This is a genomic window from Pseudomonas sp. LBUM1648 (assembly GCF_059716145.1).
The window spans coordinates 2,643,183-2,660,373 of record NZ_CP166808.1 but is presented as its reverse complement, the minus strand read 5'-3'; the positions used below and the strand labels follow the sequence as shown (position 1 = coordinate 2,660,373).

General features: G+C 59.0%; 13 protein-coding genes. 5 read left to right on the top strand and 8 right to left on the bottom strand.

Annotated elements, in window-relative coordinates; genetic code table 11:
• Positions 1 to 118 precede the first annotated feature (118 nt).
• Together ACA043_RS12345 and ACA043_RS12340 are read left to right on the top strand one after the other, a co-directional pair.
• Positions 119 to 715: a paraquat-inducible protein A gene (locus ACA043_RS12345; protein WP_401265361.1), complete on the top strand. Its 597-nt coding sequence runs from the start codon at positions 119 to 121 to the stop codon at positions 713 to 715.
• Positions 712 to 1,401, top strand: a complete 690-nt coding sequence (locus ACA043_RS12340) for a paraquat-inducible protein A (protein ID WP_401265362.1) — start codon at positions 712 to 714, stop codon at positions 1,399 to 1,401. Before ACA043_RS12345 ends, ACA043_RS12340 begins: the two co-directional genes overlap by 4 nt.
• On the opposite strand, the gene ydiJ is transcribed toward ACA043_RS12340, so the two are convergent.
• The gene (ydiJ, locus tag ACA043_RS12335) at positions 1,334 to 4,360 is read right to left on the bottom strand and encodes a D-2-hydroxyglutarate dehydrogenase YdiJ (protein WP_497659323.1); all 3,027 of its coding nucleotides are present in this window, start codon (positions 4,358 to 4,360) and stop codon (positions 1,334 to 1,336) included. The genes ACA043_RS12340 and ydiJ overlap by 68 nt on opposite strands.
• Before the next feature lie 159 nt (positions 4,361 to 4,519).
• Here ydiJ and ACA043_RS12330 point away from each other — a divergent pair, with 159 nt between their 5' ends.
• On the top strand, positions 4,520 to 5,404 hold the full coding sequence (locus ACA043_RS12330) for a LysR substrate-binding domain-containing protein (protein WP_497659322.1): 885 nt from the start codon (positions 4,520 to 4,522) through the stop codon (positions 5,402 to 5,404).
• Between the two features lie 128 nt (positions 5,405 to 5,532).
• Here ACA043_RS12330 and ACA043_RS12325 read toward each other — a convergent pair whose 3' ends face one another.
• The 6 genes from ACA043_RS12325 to ACA043_RS12300 form a co-directional block, all read right to left on the bottom strand.
• A complete protein-coding gene (locus ACA043_RS12325) occupies positions 5,533 to 6,138 on the bottom strand; it encodes a DUF6338 family protein (protein ID WP_497659321.1) in 606 nt (201 codons plus the stop codon).
• 121 nt (positions 6,139 to 6,259) lie between these two features.
• Positions 6,260 to 7,873, bottom strand: coding sequence for a GMC family oxidoreductase (locus ACA043_RS12320; protein WP_497659320.1), 1,614 nt, complete (start codon positions 7,871 to 7,873; stop codon positions 6,260 to 6,262).
• Positions 7,874 to 8,026: 153 nt separating this feature from the next.
• Positions 8,027 to 9,244, bottom strand: a complete 1,218-nt coding sequence (locus ACA043_RS12315; RefSeq protein WP_497659319.1) for a mandelate racemase/muconate lactonizing enzyme family protein — start codon at positions 9,242 to 9,244, stop codon at positions 8,027 to 8,029.
• A 1-nt stretch (position 9,245) separates the two neighbouring features.
• The gene (locus tag ACA043_RS12310) at positions 9,246 to 10,565 is read right to left on the bottom strand and encodes an MFS transporter (protein ID WP_401265374.1); all 1,320 of its coding nucleotides are present in this window, start codon (positions 10,563 to 10,565) and stop codon (positions 9,246 to 9,248) included.
• A gap of 83 nt (positions 10,566 to 10,648) precedes the next feature.
• Positions 10,649 to 12,073, bottom strand: a complete 1,425-nt coding sequence (gene aldA, locus ACA043_RS12305; protein ID WP_497659641.1) for an aldehyde dehydrogenase — start codon at positions 12,071 to 12,073, stop codon at positions 10,649 to 10,651.
• Between the two features lie 122 nt (positions 12,074 to 12,195).
• Entirely contained in the window at positions 12,196 to 13,128 is a 933-nt protein-coding gene (locus ACA043_RS12300) for a LysR substrate-binding domain-containing protein (RefSeq protein WP_497659318.1), read from the bottom strand.
• A gap of 186 nt (positions 13,129 to 13,314) precedes the next feature.
• Here ACA043_RS12300 and ACA043_RS12295 point away from each other — a divergent pair, with 186 nt between their 5' ends.
• Both ACA043_RS12295 and ACA043_RS12290 read left to right on the top strand, forming a co-directional pair.
• A complete protein-coding gene (locus ACA043_RS12295) occupies positions 13,315 to 14,493 on the top strand; it encodes a hypothetical protein (protein ID WP_497659317.1) in 1,179 nt (392 codons plus the stop codon).
• Positions 14,494 to 14,658: 165 nt separating this feature from the next.
• Positions 14,659 to 15,534, top strand: a complete 876-nt coding sequence (locus tag ACA043_RS12290) for a LysR substrate-binding domain-containing protein (RefSeq protein WP_489880090.1) — start codon at positions 14,659 to 14,661, stop codon at positions 15,532 to 15,534.
• 98 nt (positions 15,535 to 15,632) lie between these two features.
• Here ACA043_RS12290 and ACA043_RS12285 read toward each other — a convergent pair whose 3' ends face one another.
• Positions 15,633 to 16,997 carry an MFS transporter gene (locus ACA043_RS12285; RefSeq protein ID WP_497659316.1) on the bottom strand — a complete coding sequence of 455 codons (1,365 nt, stop codon included), beginning with the start codon at positions 16,995 to 16,997 and terminating at the stop codon, positions 15,633 to 15,635.
• Between the last annotated feature and the right edge of the window lie 194 nt (positions 16,998 to 17,191).

The following is a 17,191-nucleotide window of genomic DNA, read 5'->3' as shown; positions in this document are numbered from 1 at the left end:
AAGGTCTGACAGTAGACACCGAATTTTATCTGTGTGTGCCGACGCTGCACCTACCGTCAAGTGAAGGTCTATAGTGGATTAATCCATTGCCCTCGTGGCCTGCTGTCGAGCGCTGTCCATGGTCAACACCGAACACCTGATCATTTGCGAACACTGCGATTGCGTGTATGAAAAAGTCGCGCTCGCCAAACATCAGAAAACCCTGTGCCAACGTTGCGGCGGGGTGCTCCAGCGCTACAACGGCCTGACGGTTGAACAACGTCTGGCCCTGACGTTCACGGCGGCGATGCTGTGGCTGTTCGCCAATTTCTATCCGGTGATGAGCATCAGCCTCAAAGGCCTGAAAAACAGTGCGACGCTGTGGGATTCGGTGCTCGCGCTGAGTCAGGGGCCGATCACGTTCATGGCGATGGTCGCGGCGATCTCGATCATCATTGCTCCGGCCTTTCAATTGGTGCTGCTGATCTGGGTGCTGAGTTTCGCCCTGTCGTCGCGCCGCGCACCGGGATTCAAGGTGTGCATGCGCTGGCTGGAAACCCTGCGTCCGTGGAGCATGCTTGAAGTGTGTTTGCTGGGAGCGATGGTGGCAGTGTTCAAACTCGCCGGACTGCTCGATGTCTTGCCCGGTATCGGCCTTTTTGCGCTGGCCGTGCTGAGCCTGATGATGATCCGTATTGCCGGCCGCGATATCCGTGACCTCTGGGACATGCCATGAATCGACCAGCGACCGCCAGCGAACTCAATCTGTGCCTGTGCCACAGCTGCGGCCTGGCCTGCGACATGACCGACGAACCGCATGAATGCCCGCGCTGCGACGCCCCCTTGCACCGGCGCAAGACCAATTCACTGACGCGCACCTGGGCCTATTTACTCGCTGCGCTGGTGTTTTATATCCCGGCCAATCTGCTGCCGGTGATGAACACCACCATGCTTGGCAGTGGCTCCGACAGCACGATCATGAGCGGCGTGCTCGAGTTCTGGCAGCACGGCGCCTGGGACATCGCCCTGATCATCTTCATCGCCAGTATCGCCGTGCCGGGCGTCAAGTTCGTCGCCCTGTCGCTGCTGCTGATTACTGTGCAGCGCGACAGTGGCTGGGCCCGCCGCGAGCGCTCGAAAATGTTCCGTTTCGTCGAGTTGATCGGCTACTGGTCGATGCTCGACGTGCTGGTGGTCGCACTGGTCGCGGCGCTGGTGAAATTCCAGGCGCTGGGCGATATCGAGCCACGCCCGGGCATCCTGTTTTTCGGCATGGTGGTGGTGTTCACCATGCTCTCGGCAATGAGCTTTGACCCGCGGCTGATCTGGGACAACGCCCCCGACGACGAACCGCTCAGCGATGAACAACCTCCAGCAGCACCTGCAATGGATGGCGTAGCGCCCGATCCGACTGGCGCTTGACCTGGCTGCGGCACGAATAACCGGTTGCCAATGCCTCGCCCTTCTCTGCCGGTGCATCGACTTGACGCGCCCACGATTGTTCGTAGATCACCGCCGAGGTTTCGCGGTTACGCGCCTCGTGACCATAGGTGCCGGACATCCCGCAGCAACCGGTGGCCTGAGTGGCCAGTTTCAACCCCACGCGCTCGAACACTTGCTCCCATTGCCGAGTGGCAGCCGGGGCATTGGTTTTCTCGGTGCAGTGCGCCAGCAAACGGAAGGTCTCGGCCCTGCTCTGGCTGGTCTGTTCCGGCATGACGTCGAGCAGCCATTCCTGCAACAACGCGACCTCCGGGCATTGCTCCATGCCCGGCACTTTCTGATATTCCTGGCGATAAACCAGTGTCATCGCCGGATCCAGACCTAACAGCGGCACGCCGACATCCGCCAGCGCTCGCAATTGCTGCGCGTTGCGCACCGCCGCACGGTTGAATGCCGACAGAAAGCCCTGCACATGCAGCGGTTTGCCGTTGGCACTGAACGGCGCCAGATACACCTGATAACCCAGACGCGAAATCAGCTCGACCAGATCCGCCAGCAGCGGCGCTTCGAAATAGCGGGTAAACGCATCCTGCACCAGCACCACGCTGCGTTCACGCTGTGCCTGGGTCAGGCCAGACAGGGTCGACACCGTCGCCGGTTGCACCTGCCAACGACGCATCGCCGCGTGGAAATCAAAGCGACTGAGCAACGGCACATCGACCATTCCACCGACACGCTCAAGCATGCCGCGAACCCACGAGGCGCCCATTAAACCGTTGTACAACGCCGGAATTCGCGCCATCCAGGGGATGGTGTACTCCAGCGAGGCGATCAGATAGTCCCGCGCCGGGCGCAGATACCGGCTGTGATACAGCTCAAGAAAGCGTGAGCGAAACTCCGGCACATTGACCTTCACCGGGCATTGCCCCGCGCAGGACTTGCACGCCAGGCAACCGGCCATGGCGTCGTAGACCTCATGGGAGAAGTCTTCGGACTGCGCGCGGCTATTGCGCCAGCGCTGCCACAACGAAGAGAAAAATGCCGGTCGGCGAACGGCATCCGACAATACATCTACACCCGCCTCGCCCTGCAACCGCAGCCACTCACGGATCAACGATGCCCGCCCCTTGGGCGATTGCGCGCGTTCGCGGGTGGCTTTCCATGACGGGCACATCGCATCGTCAGGGTCAAAGTTGTAGCAGGCGCCGTTGCCATTGCAGTGCATGGCCGCGCCGTAGCTCTGCCAGACTTTTTCGTCGATCTGCCGATCCAGTTCGCCACGCAGAGTCACTTCGTCAATTTTCAACAACGCCGCGCCGGTGTTGGCTGGGGTGGCGATCTTGCCCGGGTTGAACTGATTGAACGGGTCAAACGCCGCCTTCAACGCTTGCAGGGCCGGATACAGTTCACCGAAAAACGCCGGCGCGTATTCCGAGCGCAGGCCTTTGCCGTGCTCACCCCAGAGCAGGCCGCCGTAACGTTGGGTCAGCGCCGCAACGCCATCGGACACTGGACGCACCAGCGCCGCTTGCTGTGGATCTTTCATGTCGAGAATCGGCCGAACGTGCAGCACGCCGGCGTCAACATGGCCGAACATGCCGTACTGCAAACCGTGGCTGTCGAGAAGTTCGCGCAACTCGGCGATGTATTCGGCCAGGTGCTGCGGCGGGACGGCGGTGTCTTCGACAAACGGCTGCGGCCGGGCTTCACCGGCGACGTTGCCGAGTAGACCGACCGCACGTTTGCGCATGCCATAGACCTTGTTCACTGCCGCGTGACCGACGGCCAGGGTGTGGCCGAGTCGCTCGACAGTGCGGTCACTGGCCAGGTGCTCGATGAAGGCTTCGACCCTTTTCTGCAAATCCTCGGGATCATCACCGCAAAATTCGACGAGGTTGATCCCCAGGGGCGGTCGCTCGGCGCTCTGCGGAAAATACTCGGCAACGCCGTGCCAGACGATGTCCTGCATTGCCAGCAGCAACACCTTCGAGTCCACGGTTTCAATCGATAGCGGCTTGAGTGCCATCAAGGCGCGAGCGTCGCGCAGCGCGTCCATGAACCCGGCGTAGCGGATGTTCACCAGCATGGTGTGCTTGGGAATCGGCAGCACGTTGAGCCTGGCCTCGACCACAAAACCCAGCGAACCTTCGGCGCCACACAACACGCTGTTGAGGTTGAAACGATTGTCTGCCTCGCGCAGATGTGCGAGGTCGTAACCGGTCAGGCATCGATTCAGGTCGGGAAAGCGCTCTTTGATCAGTGCGCCCTGCTCATCAATGATCTGCCGCGCACAACGATAGACTTCGCCCACCCGATCCTCGCGCGCGCACTGTGTCTCAAGTTCGCTGTCCTCAAGCGGCAAACCGTGCAGACGCTCACCGCCGCGCAGAATCATGTCGAGCTCGAGTACGTGGTCGCGGGTCTTGCCGTAGGTGCAACTGCCCTGGCCGCTGGCGTCGGTGTTGATCATGCCGCCGACGGTGGCACGGTTGGATGTCGACAATTCTGGAGCGAAAAACAGTCCGGCGGACTTCAGCGCGGCGTTGAGCTGATCCTTGACCACCCCGGCCTGCACCCGCGCCCAGCGCTCTTCAACATTGATTTCCAGAATACGGTTCATGTGCCGCGACAAGTCGACCACGATGCCGTCTGTCAACGATTGGCCATTGGTGCCGGTGCCACCGCCACGCGGGGTGATGACCACTTGTTGGTAGGCCGGTTCGGCAATCAGTCGTGCAACGCGCGCCACATCGTCGGCGTCCATGGGAAACACCGCAGCTTGCGGCAAGCGCTGATAGATTGAGTTGTCGGTGGCCAGCACCACGCGACTGGCGTAGTCGGCGCTGATTTCACCGCGAAATCCACTGGCCTTCAGGGCTTTGAGGAACTGCTGATAATCGGAGGTCAGAGCGGTAGCGGGCGACAGCTGGGCAATCATCGGTCAGGGTATCTCGGGTCAAAATCAGGCCGTGTGGCGGTGAACAGTTGTACGCAACGAATGATTGCGTCAGGCTCCGCCATCTCATGTTGTCCATATTCATTGCTGAAGGATCTTGGGACAACCGTAAATTCGACCCGCTATTAATGACTTTTACGAATGAATCCGCGAACGCTCACCCCGTCCATGTCGCTATTGCTCGCCTTCGAGGCTGCCGCGCGCCACGAAAGCTATACCCGTGCCGCCCATGAACTGTCGCTGACGCAAAGTGCGGTCAGCCGTCAGGTGCAGATTCTGGAGAAAATGCTCGGCATGCGCCTGTTCAATCGGGAGGGCCGCAAAGTGGTCCTGACGGATGTCGGACGCATGTATCAACGCGAACTCGCCGAGGCCCTCGGGCAAATTCGCAGCGCGACCCTGCAAGCCATGGCGTTTGGTTCGGGCATCCACAGCTTGCGGCTGGCGACGCTGCCGACTTTCGGTTCGAAATGGTTGCTGCCGCGACTCAAGGACTTCTACACAGCCCACCCGGGCATGACCGTGCACCTTCATTCACGCATTGAAGCCATCGACTTTGATACCAGTGAAATCGATGCGGCGATTTGTGTGGGCGCGGGGGAATGGCCGGGGCTGAGCGCCCTGCCCCTGCACACTGAAGAACTGGTAGTTATTGCCAGTGCGCAATTGTCCGTCGCCGAGCGCGATGACGCCGAAAAGCACGTCGCCGGGCAATTGCTGCTCAATGTCAGCAGTAACGCCCAAGCCTGGACCGAGTGGTTCACTCATCACGGGTTGCCGCATCGGAGCATGCGCATCGGCCCAAGTTTTGAAATGACTGCGCATTTGATTCAGGCGGTGCGAGCGAATATTGGTGTCGGCTTGGTGCCGCGCATTCTGGTCGAGGATGAATTGCTCAGCGGTGAGCTGCTGCAACTCGGAGAACCGATCACCAGTCGTCGCAGCTATTATCTGGTGTATCCGCCGCGCAATGAAGCGCTGCCATCGCTGAAGGCGTTTCGGGATTGGTTGGTGGATACGCTCTGACCCGCATCAGCGCTTTAGCGGTGGAGGCGCACTCGGCCCCTTGAACAGTGGTTTCTCCAACGGCTTTCCGTCGGGCCCAAAGAATAGATATTCGTATTTCTTTGGCATTAACTGCATAGCTCTGGCGGTCATGACGAACCCTCTGATGCCGGGCTGAACTCAACCCATTTAACCTTCGCGGAATCTATCAGCAAAAACTCAGCGCCAAAAGGCACCGTTTGGCCATTGCCATCGAGCCAACGCGGATTATGGATCAGGAACTGCCCATTGGCTGACTCCGGCGGCCACTCGGCCGGCCAGCCAGCGACGCGCCTTTCGTCATGCAAATGCAGGGTGATGAGCCGATCAAATTGCGCAAATGCGCAGAACCATTCACTCGGGTAGGAAGATTGTTTCGTTACGTTTCTGCGACGCAACCAGCCATGCAACCTGTCATTGGTAGCAAAATAACAGGACAGCAATCCAAGTAACAGCGAAGAAAGGAATGCCCATGACGTCTGCGCCTTGCCATCCCATATTCCTACAGAAAGTCCCTTCGCCCCCAACCACAAACAGACCACACCAATACCTGTTACCGCCCCATGAATCACAAACGTAAATATCAACGCCTGCACAATCTGCCCGAAGGTATCAGGCCGCTTGAATGCGGTAAGCGTGTAAAAAATCCAGGTTGAGACAAATCCGGGGATGAGGTACTGCAGCAACGGAATAACTTCTTTGACCAGATCATCCATGATCTGCGGCTCCTTGAAAGATATGCCGCCCTCGATTGAGGGCCGGCACTCAAAAGCCTAGTGCACGCTGAAAAAATGCTCGCCGCCAACTGTCACAGGTCATTACCCGAGACTGAAAAACCTAAGCATCCTGCAAGATCAGATCGGCTCCCTTCTCCGCCACCATCAGCACGGCCGCGTGAGTATTGCCCGACGTCACATTCGGGAAAATCGACGCATCGACAATCCGCAACCCTTCAAAACCATGCACCTTGAGACGGTTGTCGACCACTGAAGTCTGCTCGTCCGCGCCCATCGCGCAAGAGCCGCACAGGTGATAGATCGAGCCGCAGTTGTCGCGGAAGTACTGCAACATCTGTTCGTCGGTCTCTACTGCAGGTCCCGGCAGAACTTCGTCGACGGTGATGCTCTTGAGCGCCGGGGCGTTCATGATTTTGCGCATCAGGCGACTGCCCTGGATGACTTCGTCGATGTCCTTCTGCGTGCTCAGATAATTCGGATCGATCAGCGCCGCATCACGGGGATTTTTTGAAGCTATCTCGATGTGCCCACGACTGGTCGGGCGGCACGGGTTGAAACACAACAGGAAACCGGAATACGGCTCGGGCTTGAGACTGGCCTTGTTGTTTTTCGGGATCTGGTACGAAAGCGGATTGAAATAGAGCTGCAAATTCGGATGATTCTGTTGCTCGTCGCCACGGAAGAAACCGCCTGCCTGATTGACGCTCATCGCCAGTGCACCTTTGCGCGTCAGCAGGTACTTCACACCGAGCTTGAGCTGGCCGAACAGCGAACTCAGTTCATCGTTGAGCGTCGGGATATTGGCCTTGTAGTAGTAACTGGCGCACAAGTGATCCTGCAGGTTCTGCCCGACCGCCGGCAGATGTTTGACCAGAGGAATCTGGTGCCTGGCCAGCAACGCGCGGTCAGCCACACCGGACAGTTGCAGAATTTTTGGTGTATCGACTGCTCCCGCGCAGAGGATCACTTCCTTGCGCGCTGTGAAGGTTCGCACCACGCCGTGCTGGGTAATGGCAATGCCCGTCGCGCGCTGCCGGGTTTCGTCGAACAACACCCGATCCACCAACGCGTAATGCTCAACCGTCAGGTTCGCACGCTTCAGTGCCGGATGCAGGTGGGCGAAGCTGCTGGAGCAGCGCTGCCCATTTTTGGTGTTGACGTCATAAAGGCCGGCGCCTTCGAATTTCGCACCGTTGAAATCTTCGCTACGCGGATAGCCGAGCTCAGAGCAGCCCTCAAGGAATACATCACAAATCGGATGAGTCTGGCCCTTCATCGGCGTAATGCTGATCGGGCCGCTGCCGCCGTGGTATTCGCTGTCGCCCAGCGGATGGTTTTCCAGTTTGCGGAAGTACGGCAGCACATCCTTGAAGCCCCAACCGTCATTGCCATTGGCTGCCCAATCGTCGAAATCATGAGCCTGGCCGCGCACATAGATCATGGCATTGATCGAGCCCGAACCGCCCTGGACCTTGCCGCGTGGTGCATAGATTTCGCGGTTGCCCAACTGCTTCTGTGGCTGGCTGTAATACATCCAGTTGAAGGTCGGGTTGTAATACATTTTGGCGAACCCGACCGGGATCTTGAACCACAGGGAGCTGTCCTTGCCGCCCGCTTCCAGCAGCAGCACGGTGTGTTTGCCAGAGGCCGAGAGCCGGTTGGCCAGCACGCAACCCGCGGCGCCTGCGCCAGCGATGATGTAGTCGTATGTCATGCACGGTTACCGCGTAAGTCGTTGTACAAAAATCGGAATGAACACTGCGATCCCCTGTAGGAGCGAGCCTGCTCGCGATGGCGGCGTGTCAGTCGACATTTGCATGTCTGGCACACAGCTATCGCGAGCAGGCGAAGGCCTACAGGAACCGTGTCAGCCTCGGGCCGGCGATGTGTCTTTGACATCCACCGGCGTCGGCGCCATTTGCAGGTGCAGACGTTCGCCGGTGTAAGGCGAATGCTTGCGCACCACGTCCATGTTCAGCTCAACCCCAAGGCCCGGCTCGGTGGACGGGATGATGTAGCCGTCCTCCCACTGCAACGGTTTGGTCAGCACCTCGGCGTGGAAACCGCCCCAGGTCTCGATGCTTTCCTGAATCAGGAAGTTCGGCGTGCAAGTCGCTAACTGGAAACTTGCCGCTGCACCGATCGGCCCGTTGTAAAGGTGCGGGGCGATTTGCGCGTAATAGGCCTCGGCCATGCTGGCGATCTTTTTGGCCTCGAGCAGGCCGCCGCAGCGTGCGACGTTCATCTGCAAAATCGACGCACCGCCCGCCTGCAACAATTTGAAGAATTCGTACTTGGTGGTCAGACGCTCGCCGGTAGCAATCGGGATGCTGGTCTTGGCCGCGACTTGCGCCATGGCCTCTTCCTGGCCCGGCGGTACGGGCTCTTCGAACCACAGCGGATCGTATTTTTCCAGGCGCTTGGCCAAACGGATCGCCGACGACGGCACCATCTGCCCGTGGGTGCCGAACAGCAGGTCACACTTGTCACCCACTGCTTCGCGAATCTTGCGGCAGAAGGTTTCGCAGCGCTCCAGCACTTCCAGTGAGATCTGGTGCCCGGAGTACGCGGTATACGGCCCGGCCGGGTCGAATTTCACGGCGGTGAAGCCTTTGTTCATATTCTCGATGGCGCATTCGGCCGCCAGATCCGCATCGTCGTAGTCGTATTCGCCGCGACTGTTGAGCGGGTACAGATAGGTGTAGGAACGCAGGCGCTCGTTGACTTTGCCGCCTAACAATTCGTAAACCGGCTTGTTCGCCGCCTTGCCGATGATGTCCCAGCAAGCCATCTCCAGGCCGCTGACCACGCCCATCATGGTCAGGTCGGGACGCTGGGTGAAACCGCTGGAATAGGCCTGACGGAAGAAGCGTTCGATATGGTGCGGATCCTGATTGAGCAGATAGCGCTCGAACACGTCCTCAATGATCGGCAGCATGGCTTTGGGACCGAAAGTAGCGGCGTAGATCTCGCCGACGCCTTCGATACCGCAATCGGTCTTGAGTTTGACGAACAGCCAATACATGCCGCCAATGTGCGGCGGTGGTACGGCGACGATGTGAGTTTCAAGGGCGATGACTTTCATCTCAGGCACCTGTCTTTTTCAGTGATTTGCGGTTGATCCGGGCACGCAGGGTCAGCGCGGCAAAAGTGCCGAGCAGACCGACGAAGGCGATGTAGCCGAAATACAGCTGGTAGCCGAGGGCGCCCGGGTAGTGTTCGGTGAGGTAGCCATTGATCAGCGGAATAAAGGCATCCGGCATGTAACCCACTACCGAGACGATGCCGATGGCCAGGCCTGTGATGCGCAGCGGAATGTCACAGCTGTCGAGGATCGCCCAGTACAGACCACGAATCGCGTAGGTCATCAAACCGATGAAAATCACCGTGGCAATCAACAAGCCCATGCTGTTGAGTGCCGGAAACACGATCAGCCCGATCATCGCCAGCGAGGCCAGCAGCAGAGCAACGATCAGCACCGAGATGTTGGAAAACTTGTCGCCCAACCAGCCCCCGCCAATGCCACCCAGCGGGCGCATCCACAACTTGATCGTGGTGATGGTGCCCGCCATGACCGCCGTCAGACCGCCACCTTGCAGGTAATCCGAGAAGCTGTAGGTGGCCCAGAAGATGTGGTAACCGCAGAACACGATGGCGGTGACGAGCCACAACTCAGGGATTTTCACCAGCGTCGTCAGATCCTGGAGCAGGTTGAACTTGCCCTTCTCCACCGCTGGCGTGTCCTCCATCGATTTCGGATCCTTGATCAACACCAGCACACAGCCGATGGCGATACAGGTAAAGGCGTAGAGATAGACCACATGCTTGAAGCCTTCGGCAGTGGACTCGCCACGGGTCTCGGTGGCGAACGCAAACAGTGCCAATGCAACCGTCGCCAGCAACGCTTCAACCAGACCGCGACCACCATCAAGGATGCCGAAGAAACGCCCCTGCTCGGTGTGGTGAGCAATCATCTTCACCCGCTTGAGCACCGAGGCCCAAAAGGTCAAACCGGTGGTCAGGCCCCAGCAACCAAAGATGATCATCAGCCCGGTCATCGACGGCGCGGTCGAATACCAGAGCCCCAAGGCGCCGGTGGCAACCAGCGAGAAGAAAATCAGAAAGCGTGGCGCAATTCGGTCGGCCAGCCAGCCGCTCGGCAAATAGCTGAGCAGGAAGATCGTGCCGAGCATCGAGTACAGATAGCCCAGTTCACTGTGGCTGATCTGAAACACCTCGAGCATCGTGGTCTGGTAGACCTGGCGCAGGTACAGAATCGGATAGATCGCGCCGGCGGCGAGCACCAGCAACATCAATTGGAAATAGCGACTTCCCTTGTCACTTTGGCTTTTCACAGCCGAATTGGAACCCTGAACAGCGGCAGCAGAGGATGCATGCTTGGACATTGAAGTGACCTCGGGCAACCCGGTGCTCCGGGCGCCCCTGATAATTGTTTTTATAGGTGCAGCGTGAGGCGTGTTGCGGTGGATCAGTACTTCATGACCACGAGTCGGGTCTGGGTAAATTCGAGCATGCCGTGCTTGCCGTCATCGCCGCCCAGACCGGAACGTTTCCAGCCGGCGTGGTAGCCCTGATACGGATCGGCCGGGGTGCGATTGACGTACAACTCGCCTGCCTCGATGGCGTTGGCAACTTTCTGCGCGGTGCGATAGTTCTCGGTGTAGAGCACCGACGCCAGGCCGAACTGGTGGTCGTTGGCCATGGCCAGCGCCTCGTCGATATCCCGATACTTGAGCACCGGCAGCACCGGGCCGAAGATTTCTTCCTGAACGATTTCCATGTCCTGACGGCAGCCGCTCAGCAGCGTTGGCGGGTAGAAATGCCCCGGCCCTTGCGGCAGTACACCGCCACTTTCGAGGATCGCGCCTTGTGCAACGGCGCGCTGGACCATGGCGTGGATGTTCTTCTGCGAACTGGCGTTGACCAGCGGGCCCATGAGGTTTGCGTCGGTCGCGCGATCGCCGAATTTGACGTTGGCGATTTTGGCCTTGAGCAGACCAAGGAACTGCTCATAGATGCTTTCCTGCACATAGACACGCTCCACCGCCGTGCACAACTGGCCGCAATGGGTGGTCTTGGAGGCAATGATCGCGCTCGCGGCAGCTTCCAGATCGGCATCCGCCTCGATGATCGCCGGGGTCTTGCCGCCCAACTCCAGCGACGGCTTGGCGATGTTGGTCTTGCAGTAGTCGAGCACGATACGCCCGGCGTTGACGCTGCCGGTCAGGGTAATCAGGCCCACCGCTTTATGAGTGCAAACCGCCGCTGCGGTGGCGTGATCCATGGTCAGGATATTGATGACACCCGCCGGCATGCCCGACTGCTGCACCGCTTTGGCGATTTCGAACGCCGAAGTCGGTGTGTTGTTGCTCGGACGCACCACCACGGTATTGCCGGCAATCAGCGCCGGGGCGATTTTGCGCAGCAAGGTATAAACCGGGTAGTTGAACGGGATCAGGCAGGCCACGACACCAATGGGCTCGCGGTGTAGAAACAGGTTCTCGTCGGGACTGTCGCTGGGGATGATTTCGCCTTCAATACGCCGCGCCCACTCGGCGTGGTAGCGGGTGATCTGTGCGGCGTAGCGGGCTTCGTTGCTGGCATCGCTGATGCTTTTGCCGGACTCCGCTGCCAACGCGGCGCCGATGGCCTCGGCGCGATCCTCAAGAGCCGTGGCGAGCGCTCGCAGATGTTCGCCGCGTTCGATGCTGGTGAGTTTGCCCCAGACCTTTTGCGCCGCTGCGGCGGCGTCGACGGCGGCGGTGGCCTCTTCAGCAGTGGCGCCCGACACATGGCCGAGCAGCGCTTCGGTGGCCGGGTTGTAGACCGCGATCAGCGCCGCGCTGGCAGGCTCGATGAATTGGCCGTTAACAAAATTTCGCTCGGTTCGCATGTGCATCGCCCATCGTTGTTTTTATCAATGCCACCAGTCTTGTCATCGATGGCAGGTTGAACAAACGATTTATCGGGCGCCAGAACATTCGAAAAATGCAGGTTACTCCCAATAGCGATGTCTCAGATGGCCGCAGTCGAAGGCTCCAACTGGCGCTGGGCCAACCAGATCTCTTCCTGCAACCACTGACTGAACACCTGCAACTGCGGCAGTTCAGTCTGCTCCGGCCGGGTTACCAGCCAATACGACTGATGCCCCTCAACATGCACGTTCAGCACTTGGGTCAACTGACCGCTGGCCAACTCTGCGGCGACCATGTGCCAGTCGGCAATGGTAATCCCCAGCCCATCGGTCGCCGCTTGTATCGCCAGATCCAGCAGGTCGAACTCATAGCCGCCCTGGGTATCGACACCGCTGATACGTGCCGCGTCGAGCCAGTGTTTCCAGGTCAGGTAACGCTGATCTTCCTTGGCCAACACATGCAGCAGTGTCAGGCGATTGAGATCGATGCCCTGCTCGCTACCCTCGCGGGTGTATAGAAAAGGCGCACACACGGCGATATGTCGCTCCTGGATCAGCAAAGAGCTGTCGAGCCCGTCCCACTCGCCGTCGCCAAAACGGATCGCACAGTCCAGGTTGCTGGTTTCCGCCAGGCTGTCCTGCAAGCGCGTGGTGATGCTCAACTCGAGTTCCGGGTGCTGCTCGCGCAAACGCCCCAGCCGCGGCATCAACCAGCGACTGGTAAAGGTTGGCGGCGCGTTGATGTGCAGACGATTGGAGTGGGTTTTCTGCTGGATGCTGCGCACCGTCAGCTCAATCTTGTCGAATGACTGATGCAGTGCCCGCAGCAGAACCTTGCCGGCACTGGTCAGCTCCAGATGATGATGGCGACGCTCCAGCAGGCTTTCGCCGAGCTGCTCTTCCAACTGCCGGACCTGACGGCTCACTGCGCTTTGGGTGACATTGAGCAACTCGGCGGCGCGGGTGAAGCTGCCGGTGCTACCGGCCACTTCGAACGCTTTGAGCGCATTCAGGCCGGGCATTTTGCGTTTCATATCAAGGCACTCGAAAACCACTGACAAGACGCGAAGCATCCCACGAGTTTGACGGACTGTCCTACAGGAATTTCCGAGTAACATGCATTCGACGCAGGTTCTTCCGTCGTTTTTATCGTTTGTTCAAGATCTGTCGGATGGCAAAACTGCGCGGCATCTCTAATAAAAACAATCGAGAGCCGCTCCATGCCCTTCCCCTCTTTGTTTCGCCTGCGCACGACTTCCATCGCTCTGTTCTGCAGCTTTGCCGCTCCGGCAATGGCGGTGCAGGTCACCGATAATCTTGACCTGGGCGGCGCCATTCGCGCGCGCTGGGATGTCGATCCTGATCGCGACATTCAAAAGTTCGGCCTCGACACGGTGTTCCTCAGCGCCAAGTACAACTCCGATACCTGGATCGGCGAGGCGCAGTATCGCTTCTACGGTCGCTCCTACCCTTACCAGTACAGCAAAAACTACGGCGACATCCGCTTCGCCAAGTTCGCGTGGGCCGGGTACAAATTCAATCCCGATCAGCAAGTGCAGGTGGGGTTGAACACGGTGCCGTTCGGTTTGCAGCCCTACTTCGGCAGCACCTTTTACGAAACCCTGGGCAACGTCATCGGCCTGGAAGATGTGCAGCAGGTCGGCGCCAAATACATCCAGCAAAGTGGCGACTGGAATTTCCAGGCCGGTTACTACCTGCGTCCTGCCTGGCAAGGCAAAGGCACCAGCAATGGCGTGACCTATTCCAGCGTGGTGTCCGAGGCTGACAGCTACGTCGCTGACGGCAGCGACAACCAGGAGCGCAACACCCTGGTGCTGCGAGTGGCCAAGGCCATGGATCTTGGCCCCTGGAAATCCGAAGTCGGCGTCTCGGGTCTGACTTCAAGCCTTCAGAACAGAGACACCGACAACGATGGGCGACGCAACGCCGTCGCCGTCCACTATCTGGGCAAGAACGGCCCGTGGGGCGTGCAACTTCAGGCGGCGCGACAGCAGATGTCGCCGCGCAACCCCGGCAGCGATGAAGTGGTAACGCTCGGCGGTTACGACGGCACCTACAACGTTGCCAGTCGCGGCAATTTGTACGTCGCGGATGTGAGTTATGACGTCGCCGGCAAGTACCTTTTCGATCAAGTCAGCGGGATCAAGCTCTACGCCAACTACAGCGCTTTCGACAAGTCTGCCAGCGGCTTCAAGACGTCGGAACGAATGATCCTCGGCAGCTCGTTTTCGGTCAGCAAGTTGTGGGTGGCCGCCGAATGGCTGATCGGCAAGAACGATCCCTACATCGGCGGCAGCAGTTACACCCAGAGCCTGGGTGCCGGCGGACTGGATCAGTGGGAGAACCAGATGTATGTGAACATTGGGTATTACTTCTGATCCGGGATTGACTGCGTATCAAAGTCAGCCTTCGCGAGCAAGCTCGCGAAGGCGTCCTGCCAAACACCACTTGCATCCGCCCCTCACCAATAGTCAGATAGGCCCTACAAACCAAACTTACAAAAATAAAACCGAGCTAAACGCTCGATCCGGGGTTCTGCCTCCATGCGTCAACTGCCCTCGCTCAACACCCTGCGCGTGTTCGAAGAAGTCGCGCGCCATCGCAGTTTCAGTCAAGCCGCACAAGGACTGAACGTCACTCAGGGCGCAGTCAGTCGCCAGATCAAACAACTCGAAGACTACCTGGGCGTGGCGCTGTTCGTCCGCACCCCGCAAGGCCTGTCACTGACCGAAGCCGGTAGCAACCTCAAACCGCATCTGGCCGAAGCGTTCGACCACATGGAACGTGCGCTGCAAGCGGTGCGCGTGCCCAACCTGCGTCAACGCCTGCGCGTGCTCGCACCGCCAACCTGGGCGACACGCTGGCTATCGCCGCACTTGCGTGCGTTCTGTCAGCGCTATCCAGACATCAGCCTGAGCGTGACCAATCAGGCCAGCCACGACAGCGCCGCAGAAATCGACTGCCACATCCGTTTCGGCCTTTGCGCCTCTACGCATTGCGCCAGTCAATTGTTGGTGATGGAACGGCACATCGCAGTGGCCAGCCCTGAGTTATTCAATGGCGATCAAGCGCCGGATTTGAGGGAGTTTCCACTGTTGCACATCCTCCACGACGGCAAGCGCCTGAAGGTTTGGGAGAACTGGCTGGCGGCCATGGGCCGGGAGGACATCGATGCCGGGCAGGGACTGGAATTCAGCACACTGGATCAGGTGATCCACACCGCGCTGTCCGGAGGTGGCCTGGCGGTGATCGATCGGCAGATGATCGAGAAGGAACTGGCTAACGGCAGCCTGTTACCGATCACCCCGATTGAAGTGATCGGCCCCTACGGTTACTGGCTGGATGTGGCGAATGACAAGCAAGGCTTGTCGAAAGTGAAGCTGTTTACTGACTGGTTGAGTCTGGTCAGTAATCCTTGAACATCTCACATCATCTGTAGGAGCTGCCGCAGGCTGCGATCTTTTGATCTTGAAAGTCAAAATATCGCAGCCAGCGGCAACTCCTGCAGAGTGGTTTGTCAGATCGGGGTGGCGACCTTGGTCACGACAACCGCGCTGCCCTCCACCGGACTCTGCGCCTTGCACGCCTGACTCAACGTCAACGACTTGGTCTCCGGCGCCCATGCCCACGACAGCAACGCACCGATCGCCAGAATCGCTGCCAGAATGCCCATGGTCGGACTCAGGCCAATCCCCGCAACACTGACCGGCAACAGGAACGTACTCACTGCCGAGCCCAAGCGACTCACTGCTGTTGCCAGGCCAATACCGCTAGCGCGCACTTCGGTCGGGAAACTCTCTGCCGGGAACACCCCGACCAGATTGCTCACCGCCGACAACACCAGTGTGAACACGCCGAACACCAGCACCATCAGCCACGCCGCGCTGCCCGGCAACACCGCCAGCAGGAGCAACGCCACCGCAAGGATGATGAACGAGTTGATCAGAAATCCGCGGCGGGTGAACTTGATCGTGCACCAGATGCCGATCAGCGCACCGAGGATCAACAGCATGTTCAGCATCAGTTCGGTGCCAAAGCCTTCCGCCAGGCCCATCTGCTGCAGGATCGACGGCAGAAATGTGTAGATCGCAAAGTACGGCATCACGATGCACACGAAAAACAGGCAGTTGAACGCGGTGCGTTTGCGGTACTCGCGGCTGAACAACACCGCATAGCCGGAACGGGTTTCCGTGGAGCGGGTTTCATCCAGCTCTACGTTATCGCCCAGATGTTTTTTGACGATCGCCCGCGCCTCGTCCACCCGCCCTTGATTGACCAACCAGCGTGGCGACTCCGGCGTGCCGATCCGCGCAATCAGAATCAACGCAGCGGGGATCGCTGACGAGGCCAGCATCCAGCGCCAGGCATCGTCGCCAAGGCTGAGCATCGCGGTGCCGACGAAGGTGGCGGCAACGTAACCAAACGTCCAGATCACGCTGAACGACCCGAGCAACACGCCACGATGCTTCTTCGGCGAGAACTCGGCCAGCATCGCGTGACCGACGCTGAAATCACCGCCCAACCCAATGCCGATCAGCACGCGGCAGAGAAACAGGCTCATCGCCGTTTCAACGTAGAACTGCATCACCGAGGCAACAGTGATGAGCACGAAACTGACCAGGAAGATTTTCTGCCGGCCGACCTTGTCCGAGATCCAGCCGAAAAACAGACTGCCGAAAAACAGCCCGATCAACGCCGAAGCGCCAATCAATCCCTGCCAGAACGCATCCAGTTGCATTTGCGGGCTGAGCAAGGTGAACGCAATGCCGATCAGGCCAAGGATATAGCCGTCGGTGAAGTGCGCGCCGAAGGTCAGGCCGGCGATTTTGATGTGGAAGCGACCGATGGGCAGGTCGTCGATTTTTATCGGTTGAGCGGACATGTTCATCTCCAATTGTTGTTATTGACGGAGAAATCGATTGCTCTTGTTTTTACGGTGGACGCGATCCCTGTGGCGAGGGGATTCATCCCCGATGGGGTGCGAAGCAGCCCTTCTTTTGAATCAAAAAGCAGGGGAGTACTGCGCAACTCATCGGGGGATAAATCCCCTCGCCACATAACGCCTCACAAGGTTTC